Below are 19,021 nucleotides of genomic sequence, written 5' to 3' on the forward strand. Positions count from 1 at the left end.
GCAAGGGCCGAAATGACCAATGACGCATTGATCAAACTCTTTCGCTCGATCGTCGGATCGCGCCACCTCCTGACCGGAGAGCGCGCGACAGAGCGGTTCCGACGCGGCTTTCGCTCGGGCGAGGGTCAGGCGCTGTGTGTCGTTCAACCCGGCAGCCTGCTGGAACAGTGGAAGGTGCTGCAGGCCTGTGTCGCAGCCGACAAGATCGTCATCATGCAAGCCTCAAATACCGGCCTGACAGAAGGGTCCACACCCAAAGGCGGTTATGACCGCGACGTTGTTTTAATCAATGTGAGCCGAATGAGTGCTTTGCACCTTTTGCAAGGCGGGCAGCAGGTGCTTAGTTTTCCGGGCGCGTCGCTGTTTGAGCTGGAAAAGCAGCTGCGCCCACTGGGGCGAACACCCCATTCCGTGATCGGTTCGTCCAGCATTGGCGCTTCGATCCTGGGCGGGGTCTGCAACAACTCGGGCGGCTCGCTATGCGAGCGCGGCCCCAGCTATACCGAGCTGTCCCTTTTTGCCAAGATCACCGCAGATGGCGAACTGACGCTTGTGAACCATCTGGGTCTGGATCTGGGCAACTCTCCCGAGGAAATCCTGACGCGGCTTGAAGCTGGAGATTTCGATAAGAACGCCCCCACGCCCGAGGGCCGCAATGCCTCGGACCCGGATTACACCACGATCTTGCGAGATGTCGATGCGGATACACCTTCGCGCTATAACAACGATGATCGCCTGTTGTTTGAGGCGTCCGGCTGCGCGGGCAAGCTGGCAGTTTTCGCGGTCCGGCTTGACACATTCCCGACCTATGACCGCGAGCAGGTTTTCTACATCGGAACAAACGACCCCGCTGACCTGACGGAACTGCGGCGTCACATCCTGAAAAACTTCGCAACCTTGCCGGTTTCGGCCGAATACGTACACCGCGAGTGTTTCGACATTGCCGCGAAATACGGCAAGGACACGCTGGTGATGATCGACAAGCTGGGAACCGACAGGCTTCCGATGTTTTTTGCATTGAAGGGCGCGGTGGATTCGCGCCTGAACAAGTTCGCCTTGACCCGAGGGTTCACGGACAAGTTCATGCAGATTGCCTCGCGTCTATGGCCCGAGCATCTGCCGAAATTCCTGCATGAGTTTCGTGACAAGTACGAACACCATCTCATCCTGAAAATGCACGATGGCGGTATCGAAGAGGCAGCTGAGTTTCTGCCCAACTTCTTCGAAAACCGCGGTGCAAAGTTTGTCACCTGCACGCCGCGCGAAGCCAAGATTGCTGGATTGCATCGGTTCGCCGCCGCTGGTGCCGCCGTGCGGTATGGCCATGTTCATGCAGCTGAGGTCGAAGAGATCCTGGCGCTGGATATCGCGCTGCGCCGCAATGACCGTGACTGGTTCGAAACTCTGCCCGCCGAGATCACGGATCAGCTTTTGGGCAAAGTCTACTACGGCCACCTGATGTGCCATGTGATGCATCAGGACTATATCGTCAGAAAGGGATGTGACCCTAAAAAGATCAAGGCTGCTATGCTGAAAATTCTGGATGAACGCGGAGCGGAATACCCGGCAGAACATAATGTTGGCCACCTGTACGAGGCCAAGCCTGATCTGGCGGCACATTACAAACGGTGCGATCCGACCAATTCGTTCAACCCGGGGATTGGCAAAATGTCAAAGTCACGCAATTACGGCGAAGACCGCACGTCCTAATCGTTTCTCTCGCCTAGCTACCCGCCATTCAGCAGTTGTAACCTGCCCGCCATTGCGGACAGGAGCAACCTGTTTAGCAAATTGCGTCCGCTATTCAGGAATGGTTGCGCCAGGTACAGCCTCATAGGCGTTGGCCTGCTGAATTTCATGCTCAACCGCTGTTCCAGGTAGCACTTCGAACAAGGGGTCAAAGTCCACCATGGTCTCAGCAAGCTGGCCGAGTATCGCGACGTCGCCCTCGACCTGCACCGTGCCATCGCCGATCAGCGCTTCGAACTCTGCTTCACCAGTCATCACACGCTCAAGATCTGCACGGTTGACCACGAGACTGAGATCCGGGTTGTCGGCAAGGAAACCCTCGATATTAGTCAGCGTGGCATTGGATAATTCGAGAATGAACTTTTCGCCATTGTCCGGTGTGACGATGTTGATAGTGAATTCCATCCCCTCGGCCTTGCGACTGTCCATTCGAATACCAAGAAAGTTGAGGAACATCTCAGTGGTCATGGCGCGGATGACGTCGGGCCCCGACGTGCTTGCCCTTTCGCCACCGGGAATGCCCGAGCGCAGCTCATAGGCACCCGCTAGGAAGCTGTTGCGCAAGCCCGGGTTTTCTTGCTGGTAGCCAAGCTGTTCGAATGCGTCCGCAAGCGCATCCTTGGCCTCTTGGTTGTCGGGTTCGGCATGTACAAGTTTGTCAAGAATTTCAGTTGCAAGGCGATAATCTCCGGCCTCGTGCAGCTCTGCGGCCTTGGCTAGTATCGCATCAGCGCCGCCCATCATCTCGACATATAAAGGTGCGCTGTCCGACGGCGTGTGAGGGATCAGCGTCGTCGGATTGCAATCCCAGAACCCGAGATAGCGTTGTATCACACCCCGAGAGTTGTGTTGCGGCGACCCGTGATATCCCCGGGTATGCCACGTTTGTTTAAGGCCCTCTGAGGGTTTATACACCTCGTGAACCTGATTTATGGTCACGCCCTGGTTCGCGTAATGCAGCACCTGGTTATTCATATGGGCATAAAGGTCGCGTTGCGCGCGCAGCACCTCTTGTACGCGGTCATTGCCCCAGCGCGGCCAGTGGTGGGACGCAAAAAGCACCTCTGCCTCGGTTCCGAACAGATGCAGCGCGCGGGCGATGTACTTGGACCAGCGCAAGGGGTCACGCACCGGTGCACCGCGCAGCGTGTATATGTTGTGGAGTGAGGATACGACGTTCTCCGCCATCCACAGCGCCTGCATCTCGGGGATGTAAGTGTTCATCTCGGACGGTGCCTCAGTGTTCGGCGTGTTCTGGAAAACCATCCGAACACCGTCGACTTCAAGATACTCAATGTCCTCATTCACGATCTTCGTGGGTGCGATCAGGCCGACGACGCCAGCAGACACGCCCTGACCAAGACCCTGGGTGACGAAGCCGTGTGGCGCCACGGGCAAGACCTGACCATATTGGAAGGATAGACGCCGATTCATTGCGTTCCCGGCATAGACATTTTCGGAAATCGTATATTCCATGAAGTCGCGCGGGGCGATGATCTCAACCTTTCCTGCGCGGACATCGGCCTCGTCGACGATACCACGCACGCCCCCCCAATGATCAGTGTGTGAATGAGAATAAATCACCGCGGTTAGCGGCCGCCCCTCGCCTCGGTGTTCCTGAAAGAATTCCCAAGCGGCGCGCGCGACTTCTGCCGAAATCAACGGATCAAAGCAAATCCAGCCGGTTTCGCCGCGCACAAAGGAAATCTGCGAAAGATCAAAGCCACGTACCTGGTAGATCTGGCCTTCAAGCACCTCGTACAGACCGTAGTCCTGATTGAGACGCGCCTGGCGCAGCATTGACGGATGGATGCTGTCCCATTCAGTGTCCTCGTTCAGGAAGTCAAACCGGGACTTGTCCCAGGCCACATGCCCGGCATCCGCCATGATCTGCTTTTCTGGCATCTCTGCTATCAAACCGCGGGCCTGCTCGTCGAAATCGCGCGTATCGGAGAAGGGCAGCGTCTCACGCGCTTCGGCAAGTACCCGAAGCGTGTGTTCGGACGGAGCCTTGCCTTTCGGATGGAAATGATCCGGTAGCGGGGCCGCACCCTGCGCCCGCGCGATGCCGTCTTCGCTTAACATGGCGGGCGCCACCGCAAACGCGGCTCCAAGCGCCGGGGCCGACTTAATGAAATCTCGACGAGTTGTCATTTCGTTATTCTCCTCCGGTCAAACAAGACGAAAAGCCGGGGGCATCGGGCCTACCGAAGCCAATAAAGCGGCGCTCCGCCGAAACAATTTACTTCCCGACAAGGCAGCACACAGAAAAAAGGCCTGTCATTTTGCGACATTCGACACGTCACGGCGCAGTGGATCATGGGCGCTGTTCGCCGCAGACCTGAATTCGGTGGGTGAGACTCCGTGCCAGTTTCTGAAGGCACGCGTAAAGTTTTCAGCCTCGCCATAGCCAAGATCGGTCGCAATCGCCTTGACTGTGCGGCGCGTTTCCAGAAGGAGTGCCGCCGCTCGACGCTGGCGCGCTTCTTGCAACATTTCGCGGAAGGTAACGCCGTGCCGTGTCAGATGGCGTTGTAAGGTTCGTGGGCCAAGATCGAGACAGCGTGCCACCGCGTCAAGGTCCGTCACACCATCCAAGAGACAAAGATCGACTGTTTCGAGAATTGGTCTGAGACCGTCACCATCGCCTCGCGGCGCATGTTTGAGAAGATCAATTGACGTAAGCGGGCTTGGCAGGCTCTGCGCTATTTGCATAGGCTTGCACAAATCTGCGCGCTTAATGGGCAGTCCAAAACTCAGCTGCTCATACTGGATCGGTACATCAAGCAACGCCTCACCATCCATTTTTCGCTGAGGTGCCGAATACCCGACCTCAAGCCAGTCGGGCATCCAGGTGCCACCGAGAAAGGCGCGCACAAAATCCAGCATTGGCTTGAGAAGGTGGTCAGAGAACTGGCGTGTAGTCTCAGCGGTTTCAAACCCCGTGGCGTAGCTCCAGACAACGTGATCTTCCCGCTCGGACAGGAACATACGGCTTCCGCTTTCATGAGCCCAAATTGTTCCGCAAACCCTGTTCAACCCGTCCAGCAGGTCACTCGCCCCGGCTGCGTAAGCACCCCAATCGCCATAGTCGACAACGGACATGCTGTCCCCAATCCGCCGGCCAAGGTTGGGATCGCCCGTCTCGCGCGCTGCGGCTTCGAAAATCCGCTGCATCTTGACCAACGGAATGCGACGATGCGGAGCGTCCAGCACACTGAGCGGAATGTCGTGATGCCTGAGAATACGAACAAGCGCGCGGTCGCTTGCCATGGCGCGAACCAAGTCGGGCAAGGGCCCCCAACCTCGGATCGTCGTCATCGCCACTGCTGTCATCGCCGCCATCCCATTCCTGTCCCAGACGAGTGTAGCACAGCAATTTTATGTCGGTAATATTATTGCGCACGTGATCTGTTGCGACCGCATCTGCCCGCTCGCATCATGAAAATCTTGTGCAGTTCCAAGTGGCAGGGCGTTTCATAACGCCGCGCCAATTTGCGTATCAGACGTCGACCTCGACCTTCCCCATCGGGTTCGAGCAGCAGGCCAAGATATACCCGGCCTCGATGTCGTCTTCAGAAATGCCGCCATTATGGACCATGTGGACGTCACCCCTAAGCTTCTTGACCTTGCAAGTTCCACACACACCGAACGTACAGCCTGATGGGATGTTCAGACCAACAGACCTTGCAGCCGCCAGAACTGTATCGGTTTCGGCCACTTTCGCCGTGACGCCTGAGCTTGCGAAAAGAATTTCGGCACTGGTGTCGTCGTCGGGAACAACATCATCAAGTTCCGGTTGCTGCGCTTCGGTCTCTACGGGTGCGCCAAAACTCTCTTGGTGGTAGTTTTCCATGTCATAGCCCAGACCGGCCAGCGCATCGCGCACAGCTTGCATAAAGGGCTCGGGGCCGCAGCAATACACCTCGCGGTCCAGATAGTCCGGCGCCATAAGGCCCAGCATCAGCTGGTTAAACTGGCCTTGATACCCGGTCCAGGGGCGGTACGGGTCGGGTTCCTCGACGACAAATTTTAAGTTCAGTCCATGCGTCCGGCTGGCCATTTGCTCTAACCGCTGGCGAAAGATAATTTCTGACGGCCGTTTGGCGCAATTGATGAACACAACGTCCAGCGCGCGCCCTTCATCCCACATACAGGTTGTCATCGACATCAAGGGTGTGATGCCTGAACCGGCCGAGATGAACAGGTATTTGCCAGAGGAACTCTTGGCATTCGTAAACAAACCTGCCGGGCCAATGGCTTTGATGCGCATGCCTGGTTGCAGGTTGTCCAGCATCCAGCGCGTGCCGATGCTGTCGGACTGCGCCTTGGCCGTAATCGTGATTGATCTGGGTCGTGAAGGCGAAGAAGAGATTGTATAGGTGCGATGCACAACGCCGCCCGGTTGACCCGGTGCCGGAATTTCCAACGTCAGGAATTGCCCGGGCTCGTAGCTGAAAAGGGCACCAGAAGGGGCTCGAAATGTAAAGCTGGCAGTATTTGGCATTTCGGGCACGACCGAGACGCATTCCAAACTTTCGCTGTCCTGCCAGACGGCTGCTGCCGAGGTCACAACGTCCATAACCGTCACTCCGCAGCCACAGCGTCAGGGAGCAATCGGCGCGTAAGAGTTGCGCAATACCAATCGACAAACTGCAAAACGCCGGATTCCTGTATCGCAGAATAGGGTCCGGGCACATAGGCCGGACTGTTGATACCCTGCTGGTTATCCTCAACCACTCGGCGGTCTTCATCGTTGGTCGCTTCCCAAACTTCGGTCAGGCGTTTCAGGTCATAGTCCACGCCTTCGACGGCATCCTTGTGGACAAGCCATTTCGTCGTGACTTCGGTTTCCGTGGGGCTGATCGGCGTTACGCGGAAAACGATGGAATGGTCCGCCAGAAAATGGTTCCACGTGGTTGGATAATGGAATTTCAACAACGATCCCGCATCAGCAAAGGGTGATCGGCCCAACCAGCGGCGCACGGCGGATTTGCCATCCATCGTGTAACTTTGGGCCCCTTCCTTAAGGGGCATCCGGGCCAAACGGTACTGCCCATCCTCGTGCAGGTAAAATTGTGACGGCAGCCCTGCGGCTTCGCAGCGGTCGAAATGGGTTCGCAAATGCGCTGGCAGAGCGCCCCCTTCGATGCCGGTTACGGTCGGATCATCGGGGAAAGTGCGGCACAGCGCAGGGTGGTTCCCTCCGCAGTGGTAACACTCACGATTGTTCTCCCAAACCAGCTTCCAGTTCCCGTTCTCGATTATAGAGCTTTCGAAAGCGACCTTGGCATTGCCCAGGTCATGAGGCTCGAGATAGGCCTCTGCGATATTGGCGAATGTATCAAAGTCCGGCGCGTCCTCTGCCAGGCAAATATAGACCAGACCAGCCAGCTCGCGGCAGTGCACTGTCTTTAAACCGTGCTGCTTGGGGTCGAAATCAGCACCCATGTCCCGCGCCCACAGCAAAGAGCCGTCAAGTTCATAAGTCCACTGGTGGTAGGGGCAAACCAGCTTGGGCGCATTGCCCTTGGACGCTTTGCAGATCACCGATCCGCGATGACGGCACGTGTTATGAAACGCCCGGATTTGATTGTCTGCACCGCGCACGATGATCACGCGATAGGCACCGACGTTATAGGTGACATAGTCGCCTGCTTTGACCAATTCACATGCGGGAATGGCAAACAGCCAGTCGCGGTAATGGATTGTTTCAAGGTCGGTCTGAAAAACCTCGGGGTCGGTGTAGAATGCCTGTTCCAGGGCATATGCCGGATTTCGACGCGCCAACAGGCTTTGAATTCTGTTCACTTCTGGCTCTCCTGCCGCGCCCCGCGGCATTGCTTGGGCAGATGACAAGAGGGACCAGTCCGGAGGCGCGTGAGGATCGCGTCCGAAACCCGTGCCCCCACCGCCACCCTCAGTTTGACATATCAGCGAGGCTGGTTTCCGGACTTGGAAGGGGCTTGCGCCCGGTTTCAGCACCTTCCCGGGATCCTCCTCCCAGTGGTTGATTGCTGAGCCTGACCTTCGTTACCGTTGCGGGGGCAGTGCCGGATTTGCACCGGCTTCCCAATTCTCCGCCACCTGAGAATCAAATGGCGGCACCTCGTGGCCGTAAGTTATTTCAAGCCCAATCCGGCGCTGAAATACTTGCGACATTTTCCGCTCTGAAACAGACACGCAGGTGAACTGCTTGGTGAAAATGTCTGCCTACGGTGCGATTTGAGTACCGATGCGAAGGGTTGCAATCGAAACGCCGTTTTCAAACCCCGCGAAACTGCGCCGCAAGATGGTCGATCAACGCACGAATACGTGCGGTCAGGTGGCGGTTTTGCGGGTAGGCCGCATAAAGGCCCAGCGATAAAGCCTCTTGCTCTTCGAACAGAAGTTGCAGTTTTCCTGTGTCCAAAAAGGACTGCGCCGTATAAAGCGGAATCCGCCCGATCCCCAGCCCATCCGCAGCCATATGAGCAACAGCACGCGGTGAGTTTGCGCGGAAATTGCCCGAAACCGGGACAGAGTATTCTCGGCCTTTTGCTTTGAACGCCCAATGGTCAGAAAAGCTACCGGTGGTCTGAAGCAGGCAATTATGGGTTGCCAAAGCGGCCGGTTCTTTAGGTGTTCCGTGCACTGCCAGGTATTCGGGTGATACGCAGCATACAATCCGCATGTCCGTCAGCTTGCGTGCCACAAGGTTCGAATCCCTCAAAACGCCGAACCGAATGGCCAGATCGAAGCCTTCCTCAACCATCGAAACATGATGATCTGACAGGTGCAGTTCAATCGAGACCTTTGGATGCTCGGTCTGGAAAGGTTTCAGCAGATGGATCAATTCAGCCGAACCAAAGCCAGTCGGCGCAGTGACCCGTATGCGCCCTGCCAATTCTGTCTGGCGTTGCTGGACAAGGCTCTCCAGTTCATCAAACTGCTCTAGCAGAGGCAGGCAGCGTTCGTAGTAAGATCGCCCAGTGTCGGTCAGGGTGACGCTTCGCGTGGTTCGGTTGAAAAGCTGGGCATTCAATCGATCTTCCAACTGACCAACATATTTGCTGGTCAATTTAGTGCTTATACCGATCTGTTTTGCGGCTTCGGTGAAAGACGAATGTGCTGCCACCGCCGCAAAGGCTCGCATGCCCTGAATCGTATCCATTATCTACACCACGTTCATAGTAATTCACCAAATTGATATATTATCGCCCAAGTGAAAGCAAACTATGTCTGGGGCACAGATGCTGATCAACAGCCTAACCCCTAAATCAGAGAAAGAGTTTCCAGATGTCCGAAACGATCCGTATTCACAGCTTCCCTCTGTCCGGTCACTCGCACCGGGTGCGTCTGTTCGCCAACCTTGCCGGGATTAAACACGACGTTATCGACGTTGATCTTGCGGGTGGTGAGCACAAGCGCGAGCCGTTCTTGACGCTCAACCCGGCGGGTCAGGTGCCCGTTTTGCAAGACGGCGACGTGGTTGTAAGCGACAGCAACGCCATTCTGGTCTACCTGGCACGAAAATACGCACCTTCCTACCTGCCTTCTGATCCTGCCAGTGAAGCCGAGGTGCAGAAATTCCTGACCCTGGCTGCGGGTGAGATAGCCTTTGGCCCGGCCGCCGCGCGTTTGATCAACGTGTTCAACGCACCTTTGAACATGGAGTTTACCCATGCCACTGCGGCTAATGTTCTGAAAAAGCTGGATGACCACTTGGAGGGGCGCGACTGGCTGGTCGGCGATGCGCCATCCATCGCGGATGTCGCAATCTACAGCTACACAGCACACGCGCCCGAGGGTGGCATCTCGCTTGAGCCTTATGCGAATGTGCGTCGTCTGCTGGCCAATGTCGAGGCGCTGGATGGATTTGTCCCCATGCCAAGCACCGCAGTTGGCTTGAACGCAGCCTGATCCCACTACGCCATAGGTCAGTCGCACCCGCGACTGGCCTTCAATCCCACAACACACGAGGTCTGCCATGAACGATCAAGCCACTGAAATGACATCGCCTTTTCATGCCGGCGAGCGTGAGATGCAGTCTCGCATTGGAAGGCGTGACAGGACCGAGGAATTCGGGCGCAAGTTCATCCGTCCATTCATGCCTGACCAGCATCGAGAGTTCTTCGGCAAGCTTCCCTTTCTTGTCTTGGGCAGCGTCGACGCCGATGGCTGGCCTTGGGCGTCAATGATCTCGGGCCGTCCGGGGTTCATACAGACGCCGCATGACCGACGTCTGGACATTGATGCGCGACCCTTGGCGGACGACCCGCTCAACACTGCATTACAGGCCGGAGCACCCATCGGTGTTCTTGGGATTGAGTTGTCCACACGCCGTCGCAACCGAGCCACTGCAACCGTGGGTGCGGTTGGGGATCATGGGTTTTCGCTGGATGTGGTGCAGTCTTTTGGAAATTGCCCGAAATACATTCAAACGCATGACGTTTCGTTCGTCCGCGATCCAAAGGCCGTCATAGCCCGTCCTGCAAACGACCGCTTTGTTGAATTGGATGCACGGGCGCGGGACGCGATCGCAGAGAGTAATGCGTTCTACGTCGCAAGCCACGCAAACACGCCGGATCAGGCAGGCGTTGATGTCTCGCACCGGGGTGGACGGGCCGGGTTCGTCAAGGTTGAGGGCAACAGCTTGCTGGTGCCGGACTTTGCCGGCAACAACTTTTTCAATACTCTGGGCAATTTTCTGTTGAACCCTAAGGCCGGTCTGCTGTTTTCGGACTATCAGACCGGAGATACCCTGATGCTGACTGGCACTGTAGAGGTTTTGGCCGATGGCCACCCCGATATCGCGGGCTTCAAAGGTGCAAACAGGGGCTGGCGGTTTCATCTGGACCATGGGCTGCGCATCTATGACGCACTTCCGTTCCGCGCCGAGTTCCTCGAGTTTTCTCCTTTCAGCCTGAAGGAAGATAGCTGGAAGGCGCTCTAGGTGGCGTCTGGCTGAACGATCCTGCTATGTCACGCCTGCGGATAGAGCGTTTCAAGTATATCTCTCCCGGCAATTCGCACGCTAACTTCGATGATCTGGGCAATCGGGGACCGGATTTGTGCACTGCTCTGGAAAAGAAACTGGTCCAGACAGTCGAGTTTGACCAAGCAGGTAAAAAATCTGATTTCCTGTATTCACCCGCGTTGAACTTGCCCGCGTCGGTCTCCAGGCCTACCTTTAACGTATGTGGCGTTTCACAGACATCCGTCCGGCCTATACCCGCGCAGAGCGTGTCAGCGACGGTGTAGTGCATATTCTTGGCGTGACCTTGGCGCTTGTGGCAGTTCCGGTTCTGATCACGATCACCGCCTTTCACAGGGTCGAACCCGAGGCCCTTTTGGGTGTATCGATCTATGGCGCGACACTGGTTATGATGCTGACATTTTCGGCGCTTTATAACATGGTAGAAAGCGATCGGTGGTCTGATGTGTTGCGGCGCCTTGATCACTCGGGCATCTACGTAAAGATTGCCGGTACCTACACTCCGTTTGTTCTGCTATCAGCAGGGCAGACGCCGGGGCTGTTGGTCGGTTTATGGTCTTCGGCAACGATCGGTTCGGTGTTAAAGCTGATCGACCCAAGCCGTTTCCGGTGGTTTGGCTTGTTTCTGTACCTGATGATGGGATGGGCGATTGTCTGGGCCGGGCAAACGATGCTGGCCGAGCTTTCACCCATGGTAATCTGGCTGATCATCGCGGGTGGCGTTGTGTATACAGCGGGCGTTGGGTTCTACTTGCTGGAGCGGCTGCCGTTTCATAACACCATTTGGCATGTGTTCGTTTTGACGGGGAGCGTGCTGTTTTTTCTTGCGATCTTTGTTCGGATCGTCTGGGTGCCACACACGATTTCCTGAAAAGCGATTTTGAGTACTCGCTTGGCTCTCCCATTCAAAAACTGCGGAAATAAAACCAGGGAACTCAAAGGGTTTTTCCGGACACAGTAATCCCATGTAATTTTTTGGTCCGAGATTGCATAAGTCGATTTCACATTAAAAGGGACGCGGCTAGGGTACCGGCAAGCTAACGTCTTGTTGCACCAGTCTGAAAAGGGACCGTCATGGATTTTGCCCCATCACAGCGCGCCGTGGAAATCCGCGACCAGCTAAAAGGTTTTATGGAAGCGCATATCTATCCGCGCATCCGCGACCACAAAGAACAGATCGAAGCGGGCATCTTTCCCGTTTCCTTCATGGAGGAACTAAAGGCTTTGGCGCGGTCCGAGGGGCTGTGGAACCTGTTCTTGCCTGCGCTGCGCGATGATGAGCCCGGCACGCGATTGACCAACCTTGAATATGCGCCTTTGGCGGAACTGATGGGTCAGGTCAGCTGGTCGTCAGAAGTGTTCAACTGTAATGCCCCCGATACTGGCAACATGGAATTGTTGCATATGTTCGCAACGCCCGAGCAGCGCGAAGACTGGTTGGTGCCGCTGCTGAACGGCGAAATTCGGTCGTCTTTTGCGATGACGGAACCCGATGTGGCCAGCTCGGACGCGACTAATATCACGACCTCGATCCGGCGCGAGGGGGATGAGTACGTTATCAATGGCCGCAAGTGGTTTATCACCAATGCCTGCCATCCAAATACCAAAATGTTCATTGTGATGGGCAAGACCGATCCCAGCGCCGACCGTCACAAGCAACAAAGCATGGTGATTGTTCCACGGGATACGCCGGGTCTTGAGATTATCCGCAACCCAACAATCCTGAACATGCATGACCCCGAGGGTCACGCCGAGCTGTTGTTCAAGGACGTACGCGTACCCGCCGGGAATCTGTTGGACAGAGAAGGCAGCGGCTTTGCCTTGGCGCAGGCGCGGCTTGGTCCGGGCCGCATTCATCACTGTATGCGTTCGATCGGGGCGGCGGAAATGGCGCTGTCGCTGATGGTTGAACGGGCGCAAGAGCGGACGGCCTTTGGCAAGAAACTCTCGGAACAGGGCGTGATCCGCGAATGGATCGCGAAATCGCGGCTTGAGATCGAACAGGCCCGTCTGCTGACATTGCAGGCAGCCTGGAAAATAGATCAGGTGGGCGCCAAAGCGGCGCGGCGTGAGATTTCGCTGATCAAGGTTGTTGCACCCAATGTACACGCGGCCGTCACAGACCGCGCGATGCAGGTATTTGGCGCGATGGGGATGACACCCGATACGCCACTGGCCGATAGCTTTACCTGGGCACGGGCCTTGCGCTATGCCGACGGGCCGGATGAGGTGCACTTGCAGGCCATTGCGAAACAAGAACTGAAAAGCACCAACTATGGCATGTCGGCACAGTGGCTAACTCCGCCGCAACGTTGATCGGTTACTTGCCTTTCCAGACCGGGTCGCGCTTTTCCGCAAAGGCGCGCGCCCCTTCCATCTGGTCTTCGCTGGCATACAGTGCATCGACCGTGCGCAACTGCCGTTTGGTGATGCGATTCATGGTGTCTTGGAACTTGGCATCCTCGGCATCGCGGACGATTTCCTTGATCGCCGCGTAGACCAGTGGGGGACCCGAGGCCAAAAGACGGGCCACCTCGCGCGCGCGGTCGATCAGTTGATCAGCGGCGATGATTTCGTTCACCAATCCCCACCGATTGGCTTCCTCCGCGTCGAACCAGCGCCCTGTGAGAAGCAGCTCCATTGCGATGTGATAGGGGATGCGCTTGGGCAGTTTGACGCTGGCCGCGTCTGCAACCGTGCCTGAACGGATTTCGGGCAGGGCAAAGGTGGCGTGCTCTGCGGCAAGGATCATGTCAGCAGACAACGCCAGTTCAAGACCGCCGCCACAGGCAATACCGTTGACGGCCGCAATCACCGGTTTGTTCAGGTCGCGCAATTCCTGCAGACCGCCGAACCCGCCAACCCCGTAATTACCATCGACCGCATCGCCATCCGCGGCGGCTTTCAGATCCCAACCGGGGCAGAAGAATTTGTCACCTGCACCGGTCAGGATGGCAACCCGCAGTTCCGGGTCATCGCGGAACTCGGCAAAGACATCTCCCATGATGCGGCTGGTCGCCAGATCGATGGCATTGGCTTTCGGTCGATCCAGTGTGACCTCTAGAATGGCGCCGTCACGCCGGGTTTTGATCGGGTCCATTTCTCAGGCCTTTCTAATGAGTGCATCCACTGCGACGGCCCTGTCCGGCGTGCAAAGAAGCGGGTTAATCTCAAGCTCGGCAAGCGTGTCGGCATTTTCAGTGACATAGGCTTGAATGGCCTGCACTGCAGCAACGATTGCATCCATATCAGCCGCGGGTTGACCTCGATAGCCCGCCAGAACAGGCGCAATGTTCAACTTTGTCAGGGCCGTCCGGATCGCGCTCGCCGAGCTGGGAACCAACAAAGACACGGTGTCGCGCAGCACCTCTGTCAGGACACCGCCTGCCCCAAGGGTCAAGACAAATCCGTGCGCTGGGTCGCGGACAATTCCAACCAGAACTTCGGCCACGGTGCCAGTGACCATTTCTTCGATCAGAACCTCATCCGTTCCAATATCAGCGACCACATTCGTGACATCCTTTGCAGAGACCCCCAGGCGCACCGCGCCATGCTCGGATTTGTGGGCAAGCCCGACGCCTTTGATGGCAAAAGGCGCCGTCATCTCTTGCGCAGAGGCTAAAGCCGCTGCCGGGCCGCGCACCGTGTGGCTGCACGGGACTGATAACCCAAATGCGGCCAGTGCCTGCTTTGCCTCGCCCTCGGTCAGAGTGGTGGATGCCTCGGCCCTGCCCGGAAGGCAAACGGGGTCGTCTACTGGTGGAAAAACCCGGCTGGCGGCGCGGATCGCGGACAGAGCCTCGCGCAATCCCATCAAGGGAACGACGCCCCCGGACATTAACTCCTGGGCGATGTCCTCGGGCAAGAGTTCAGGCAATGTGGCGGCAATTGCAAACCGCGCGCCCGTGCTGGCACGTACATTAAGGGCAGCCCGCGTTGTGCAAACCCAATCCGAAGGGTCGGTGGTGGGATAGTCGACAATAGACACGGTCAGGTCGATGTTGTCGCCCGTCATCCCGGCCCATGCCTGCGCCATCGCGCCTTCGTCACGCCAGATATAAGTGTGATAGTCCAGTGGGTTATTCAACGCAACCATTGGCCCAAGCGCCGCGCGCAGTTGGGTTCGTTGATCATTTATCAGGCTTGGAAACGTCAGGCCGGTGCCGACAGCCATATCCGCAATCAGGCTGGCCTCACCCCCGGAGCAGCTGATCGAGGCAATGTTGCCACCTGGCAGAGGGCCGTAGCAATGCAGCAGTTTCAATGTTTCCAAAAAGTCGGGCAGGGACGTCAAACGCGGTATTCCCAGCCGATCCAACAAAGCCTGCGCCCCGGCATCGCTGCCTGCCAACGACGCAGTATGTGAAACGGTCGCGGCTTTTGCCTGCTCTGACGCGCCAACTTTGAGGGCGACCAGTGGCACGCCTTTCTGATAAGCCTTTGCAGCCAACGCTTCCCATTCGCGTATATTCTTGAAGCCTTCGATATGGAGACCAACGGCTGTCACGCGCGGGTCGTCGATCAGAGCTGATGCGATCTCAGCCTGGCTGGTCTGCGCCATGTTCCCACAGGCGACCATATAAGCTATGGGCAGGGCGCGTTTCTGCATGGTCAGGTTGATCGAGATGTTCGAGCTTTGGGTCAGGATCGCGACGCCCTTGTCCACCCGTGTTGCCCCATGCTGATCCGGCCACAACAGTGCCCCGTCCAGCGCGTTGATAAAGCCATAGCAGTTCGGGCCGAGAATGGGCATGTCCCCAGCGGCGGCAATCAGCTGATCCTGCAGGTCACCGCCCGTGGTGTCCTCCGCCACCGCCTCGGAGAAGCCCGAGGCGAAGCAGACGGCCCCACCTGCGCCCATGGCTGACAGTGCCTGCACCGCCTCGATTGTGGCGTGCCGGTTGATGCCGATGAACACGGCATCCGGGGCTTCGGGCAGGTCTTCGAGACGGGTGAACACCGCGTGCCCCCCGATATCAGGTGCCTTGGGATGAACCGGCCAGATTTGACCGGCATATCCCAATCGTTCAGCTTGTAAGATGACCTGCTGGCACCATGCCCCGCCGCCGATGACAGCGATGGATTTTGGGCGCAGCAGCCGGGTTAAGTCTTTGCTCATATTCAGGCGCCCAGCGGACGCAGAAGATCACGGCTGATGATATGGCGCTGAATTTCGCTGGTCCCATCCCATATACGTTCAACCCGCGCATCACGCCAAAACCGTTCGATCGGGAAGTCATCCATCAGGCCCATGCCGCCAAAGATTTGCAGCGTCGTATCTGTCACCCGTGCCAACATCTCTGAGGCATAAAGCTTGGCCGAGGCGATTTCACGGTTTGCAGGCAGTTTCTGATCCAAACGCCATGCCGCGGACAGCGTCAGCCAATCAGCCGCGTCAATCTCGGTGATCATGTCGGCAATTTGGAACCCAACGCCCTGAAACTTGCCAATCGGCTGGCCGAATTGCTTGCGTTCGGCAGCATAGTTTAGCGCATAGTCAAAGCAGCGGCGCGCGCGCCCGACCGAGAAGGCCGCGACCGTCAAGCGTGTGGCGTAAAGCCATTCGTTCATCACTGCAAAGCCGCCATCGACCTCTCCCAGAACCTGCGCATCGGGCAGACGGCAATTGTCAAAATAAAGGATGTAATTCTTGTAGCCTTTGTGGCTGACCGAGTTATACCCCTCGCGCACTTCGAACCCCGGCGTGCCGCGATCCACCAGAAAGGTTGTGATCCGCTTTTTCGGACCTTTTGGAGTTTCGTCCACGCCGGTTGCGATGAAGACGATAAAGAAGTCTGCGTGCTCGGCGCCCGAGATGAAGTGCTTTGAGCCGTTTACGACCCAGTCGCCGCCATCGCGTGTGGCCTGACATTTCATTCCGCGCACATCCGATCCTGCATCTGGTTCGGTCATGGCCAGGGCGTCCATCTTCTCACCCCGCACTGCGGGTAGAAGATAGCGTTCCCGCTGCTCGTCGTTGCAGGCCATCAGGATGTTCTGCGGGCGGCCAAAGAAATGCGTCAGCGCCATAGATCCGCGTCCCAATTCACGTTCGACCAACGTAAAATCCAGATGGGAAAGCCCCGCCCCCCCGACCTCTTCGGGAAAGTTGCAGGCATAAAAGCCCAGATCGATACATTTCTGCTTGATCTGTTCCCCCAGTTCATGCGGAACCTGTCCGCTGCGCTCAACAGCGTCTTCGTGCGGGTAGATTTCATTTTCGACAAAACTACGGACCGTCGAAACGATCATTTCCTGTTCTTCTGACAGACCAAACTGCATGGCGCATCTTCCTGGGTTTGTGGTTGACGAATGAAACGTCAAAGCTCAGGCTGACGACATGCAGTATTAGTCGGTTGCCGTGCAAAGTTGGAAAAAATGAACTGCCGCTACAACATCTTGCTTTTTGACGGCTTCTCGAACCATTGCCTTGCAAACTTGGTTGAACCGCTGCGTGCCGCAAACACATTGTCGCGGCAGAAACTGTATTCGTGGCACTACTATTCTCTGGACGGTGGTCCGGTCCAAAGTTCCAGCGGGTTGGAAGTTTCACCGCATGGGGCCTTGCGCGATCAGAGTGGTGATGTGTTGGTTGTTATGCCTTCCTACGGTTACTTGGCACTGGAGACGCGGGAAACTGTTCGGGCGTTGCTTGCGGCTGCCCGGCGCCATACGCAATTGGCCGGGCTGGACACAGGAAGCTGGCTGCTGGCCCGCGCGGGCCTTCTTGATGATCACCGCGCGACAATCCATTGGGATGAGCTGATGCGGTTTGAAGAAGCCTTTCCATTGGTTGATGCTGTGCAGGAACGCTTTGTCATCGACGGCAACCGGTTGACCTGTACGGGTGCGATGGCTGCTTTTGATCTGGCTTTGGCCCTGATACGCCGGGATCATGGCCCGCTGCTGCCGATGGAAGTCGCGCATCTGTTGATGAGCCGCAATGCCGCAGACCGGTATGTTCTTCCATTGAAGTCCGAAGACACCCTAGTGAACCGCGCGCTGGCTGTTATGCAAAATAACCTTGAGACGCCGTTGTCGATTGCAAGCCTCGCCCGAAAAATCGGCTGTTCTCAAAAACGGATCGAGATGCGGGTTCGGGCCGAGCTGCGTACCACGCCGCAAGCGTTGTACCGGCGGTTGCGATTGAACCTTGCGCGAAAGCTGACAGAAGAGACCGAGCAATCCATTGCGGAAATCGCAGGCCGCTGTGGATACGAGAATGCCAGCGCTATGACCCGGGCCTTCAAGGCGGAGTTTGGCCGAACTCCGACCGCATTCCGCAACGGTCTGCCAAACGAGACGTAGGCGAAGGTTTGATGCTGGATCGGAGGGCTGGGTCAAAAAACTAACATAGTAAACGTGCCCGTCTGCAATAAACCGACGCAAATTGTCTTTAGACCATCTGTCCAAATTTACATGTTACATTTCGCTGCTATGCGGCGTCGCAGCAATAAAATTGAGTGTCATTGCGAAACAAGCTATGCTGCGGCGCAGAATGCTGTAGAGGACGGGTGGAATGTTCAGGCTGGAAGGCAAGAAAGCTGTCGTCTTGGGCGTCGCTAACGACCAGTCCATCGCGTGGGGAATTGCGCGCGCCTTGCACGCGCAGGGGGCAGAAGTCGCGTTGACTTTTCTGAACGAAAAGGCCGAGCCTCATGTGCGGGTACTTGCCGAACAGATCGGCGCGCCGATTGTAATGCCTTTGGACGTGCGTGACCCGGATCAGGCAAAAGACCTGTTCGACGAGATCACCCTTCGTTGGGGTCGGCTGGATACGCTGGTGCATTCAATCGCGTTTGCCCCGCGCGACGATCTGCATGGCCGTGTCATCGACACGTCACCTAAGGGGTTCGGGCTGGCCATGGATATCTCGGTGCATTCCTTCCTGCGGATGATCCGACTGGCAGAACCGCTGATGGGGCAGGGCGGTACGTGTATGACTGTGTCGTTTCTTGGGGCCTCCCGCGTCATTGAAAACTACAACATAATGGGTCCGGTGAAGGCGGCGCTCGAGGCGTCGGTACGCTATGCCGCAAGCGAGTTGGGGGCCAAAGGAATATCCGTTCACGCGCTGTCACCCGGACCGCTCCGGACACGGGCTGCCTCGGGTTTATCCGACTTTGACGCCCTTCTGGATGATGCTGCCGCGCGGGCACCGACCCATCATCTGGCGACGATCGAGGATGTCGGGGCTTACGCCGCATTCCTGGCCAGCCCCGAAGCGTTCAATGTCACCGGCGGCATTCACCTGATTGACGGCGGTTACAACATCGTCGGGTAGAGGAGAGGCTC

General features: G+C 57.0%; 15 protein-coding genes and 1 riboswitch. Of the genes, 7 read left to right on the top strand and 8 right to left on the bottom strand.

What is annotated here, in order from left to right:
- Positions 1-12: 12 nt before the first annotated feature.
- Positions 13-1,710, top strand: a complete 1,698-nt coding sequence (gene dld, locus ACXAET_RS16340; protein WP_475187516.1) for a D-lactate dehydrogenase — start codon at positions 13-15, stop codon at positions 1,708-1,710.
- A 90-nt stretch (positions 1,711-1,800) separates the two neighbouring features.
- Here the strand turns inward: dld and ACXAET_RS16345 are convergent, their stop codons facing one another.
- From ACXAET_RS16345 to ACXAET_RS16365, 5 genes are all read right to left on the bottom strand, one after another.
- On the bottom strand, positions 1,801-3,903 hold the full coding sequence (locus tag ACXAET_RS16345; protein WP_475187519.1) for an alkyl/aryl-sulfatase: 2,103 nt from the start codon (positions 3,901-3,903) through the stop codon (positions 1,801-1,803).
- 126 nt (positions 3,904-4,029) lie between these two features.
- Positions 4,030-5,094 carry a helix-turn-helix domain-containing protein gene (locus ACXAET_RS16350; protein ID WP_475187522.1) on the bottom strand — a complete coding sequence of 355 codons (1,065 nt, stop codon included), beginning with the start codon at positions 5,092-5,094 and terminating at the stop codon, positions 4,030-4,032.
- A 157-nt stretch (positions 5,095-5,251) separates the two neighbouring features.
- Positions 5,252-6,331, bottom strand: coding sequence for an FAD-binding oxidoreductase (locus ACXAET_RS16355; RefSeq protein ID WP_475187524.1), 1,080 nt, complete (start codon positions 6,329-6,331; stop codon positions 5,252-5,254).
- A gap of 5 nt (positions 6,332-6,336) precedes the next feature.
- Positions 6,337-7,590 carry an aromatic ring-hydroxylating oxygenase subunit alpha gene (locus ACXAET_RS16360; RefSeq protein ID WP_475188404.1) on the bottom strand — a complete coding sequence of 418 codons (1,254 nt, stop codon included), beginning with the start codon at positions 7,588-7,590 and terminating at the stop codon, positions 6,337-6,339.
- 82 nt (positions 7,591-7,672) lie between these two features.
- Positions 7,673-7,876: riboswitch (cobalamin riboswitch) on the bottom strand.
- Positions 7,877-8,014: 138 nt separating this feature from the next.
- Positions 8,015-8,902 (bottom strand): LysR family transcriptional regulator, encoded by an 888-nt coding sequence (locus tag ACXAET_RS16365; RefSeq protein ID WP_475187526.1) that lies wholly within the window; start codon positions 8,900-8,902, stop codon positions 8,015-8,017.
- Positions 8,903-9,027: 125 nt separating this feature from the next.
- On the opposite strand from ACXAET_RS16365, the gene ACXAET_RS16370 reads away from it, so the two are divergent.
- The 4 genes from ACXAET_RS16370 to ACXAET_RS16385 all read left to right on the top strand — a co-directional run bounded on the left by ACXAET_RS16370 (position 9,028) and on the right by ACXAET_RS16385 (position 13,042).
- The gene (locus tag ACXAET_RS16370) at positions 9,028-9,651 is read left to right on the top strand and encodes a glutathione S-transferase family protein (RefSeq protein WP_475187527.1); all 624 of its coding nucleotides are present in this window, start codon (positions 9,028-9,030) and stop codon (positions 9,649-9,651) included.
- A 67-nt stretch (positions 9,652-9,718) separates the two neighbouring features.
- Entirely contained in the window at positions 9,719-10,684 is a 966-nt protein-coding gene (locus ACXAET_RS16375; protein ID WP_475187529.1) for a pyridoxamine 5'-phosphate oxidase family protein, read from the top strand.
- Positions 10,685-10,928: 244 nt separating this feature from the next.
- The gene (gene trhA / locus ACXAET_RS16380) at positions 10,929-11,597 is read left to right on the top strand and encodes a PAQR family membrane homeostasis protein TrhA (protein WP_475187531.1); all 669 of its coding nucleotides are present in this window, start codon (positions 10,929-10,931) and stop codon (positions 11,595-11,597) included.
- 203 nt (positions 11,598-11,800) lie between these two features.
- Positions 11,801-13,042, top strand: coding sequence for an acyl-CoA dehydrogenase family protein (locus ACXAET_RS16385; protein WP_475187533.1), 1,242 nt, complete (start codon positions 11,801-11,803; stop codon positions 13,040-13,042).
- Positions 13,043-13,046: 4 nt separating this feature from the next.
- Here the strand turns inward: ACXAET_RS16385 and ACXAET_RS16390 are convergent, their stop codons facing one another.
- The 3 genes from ACXAET_RS16390 to ACXAET_RS16400 are packed head-to-tail and all read right to left on the bottom strand — an operon-like array spanning position 13,047 to position 17,008.
- A complete protein-coding gene (locus tag ACXAET_RS16390; RefSeq protein ID WP_475187536.1) occupies positions 13,047-13,826 on the bottom strand; it encodes a carnitinyl-CoA dehydratase in 780 nt (259 codons plus the stop codon).
- Between the two features lie 3 nt (positions 13,827-13,829).
- Positions 13,830-15,845 carry an acetate--CoA ligase family protein gene (locus ACXAET_RS16395; protein WP_475187537.1) on the bottom strand — a complete coding sequence of 672 codons (2,016 nt, stop codon included), beginning with the start codon at positions 15,843-15,845 and terminating at the stop codon, positions 13,830-13,832.
- A 2-nt stretch (positions 15,846-15,847) separates the two neighbouring features.
- Positions 15,848-17,008 (bottom strand): acyl-CoA dehydrogenase family protein, encoded by a 1,161-nt coding sequence (locus tag ACXAET_RS16400; RefSeq protein WP_475187539.1) that lies wholly within the window; start codon positions 17,006-17,008, stop codon positions 15,848-15,850.
- 96 nt (positions 17,009-17,104) lie between these two features.
- Here ACXAET_RS16400 and ACXAET_RS16405 point away from each other — a divergent pair, with 96 nt between their 5' ends.
- Together ACXAET_RS16405 and fabI are read left to right on the top strand one after the other, a co-directional pair.
- The gene (locus tag ACXAET_RS16405) at positions 17,105-18,034 is read left to right on the top strand and encodes a GlxA family transcriptional regulator (RefSeq protein WP_475187541.1); all 930 of its coding nucleotides are present in this window, start codon (positions 17,105-17,107) and stop codon (positions 18,032-18,034) included.
- A 211-nt stretch (positions 18,035-18,245) separates the two neighbouring features.
- Positions 18,246-19,010 carry an enoyl-ACP reductase FabI gene (fabI, locus tag ACXAET_RS16410; RefSeq protein WP_475187544.1) on the top strand — a complete coding sequence of 255 codons (765 nt, stop codon included), beginning with the start codon at positions 18,246-18,248 and terminating at the stop codon, positions 19,008-19,010.
- The last annotated feature ends 11 nt before the right edge of the window (positions 19,011-19,021 follow it).

The sequence above is a fragment of the Ruegeria sp. AWH4_226 genome (assembly GCF_056159225.1).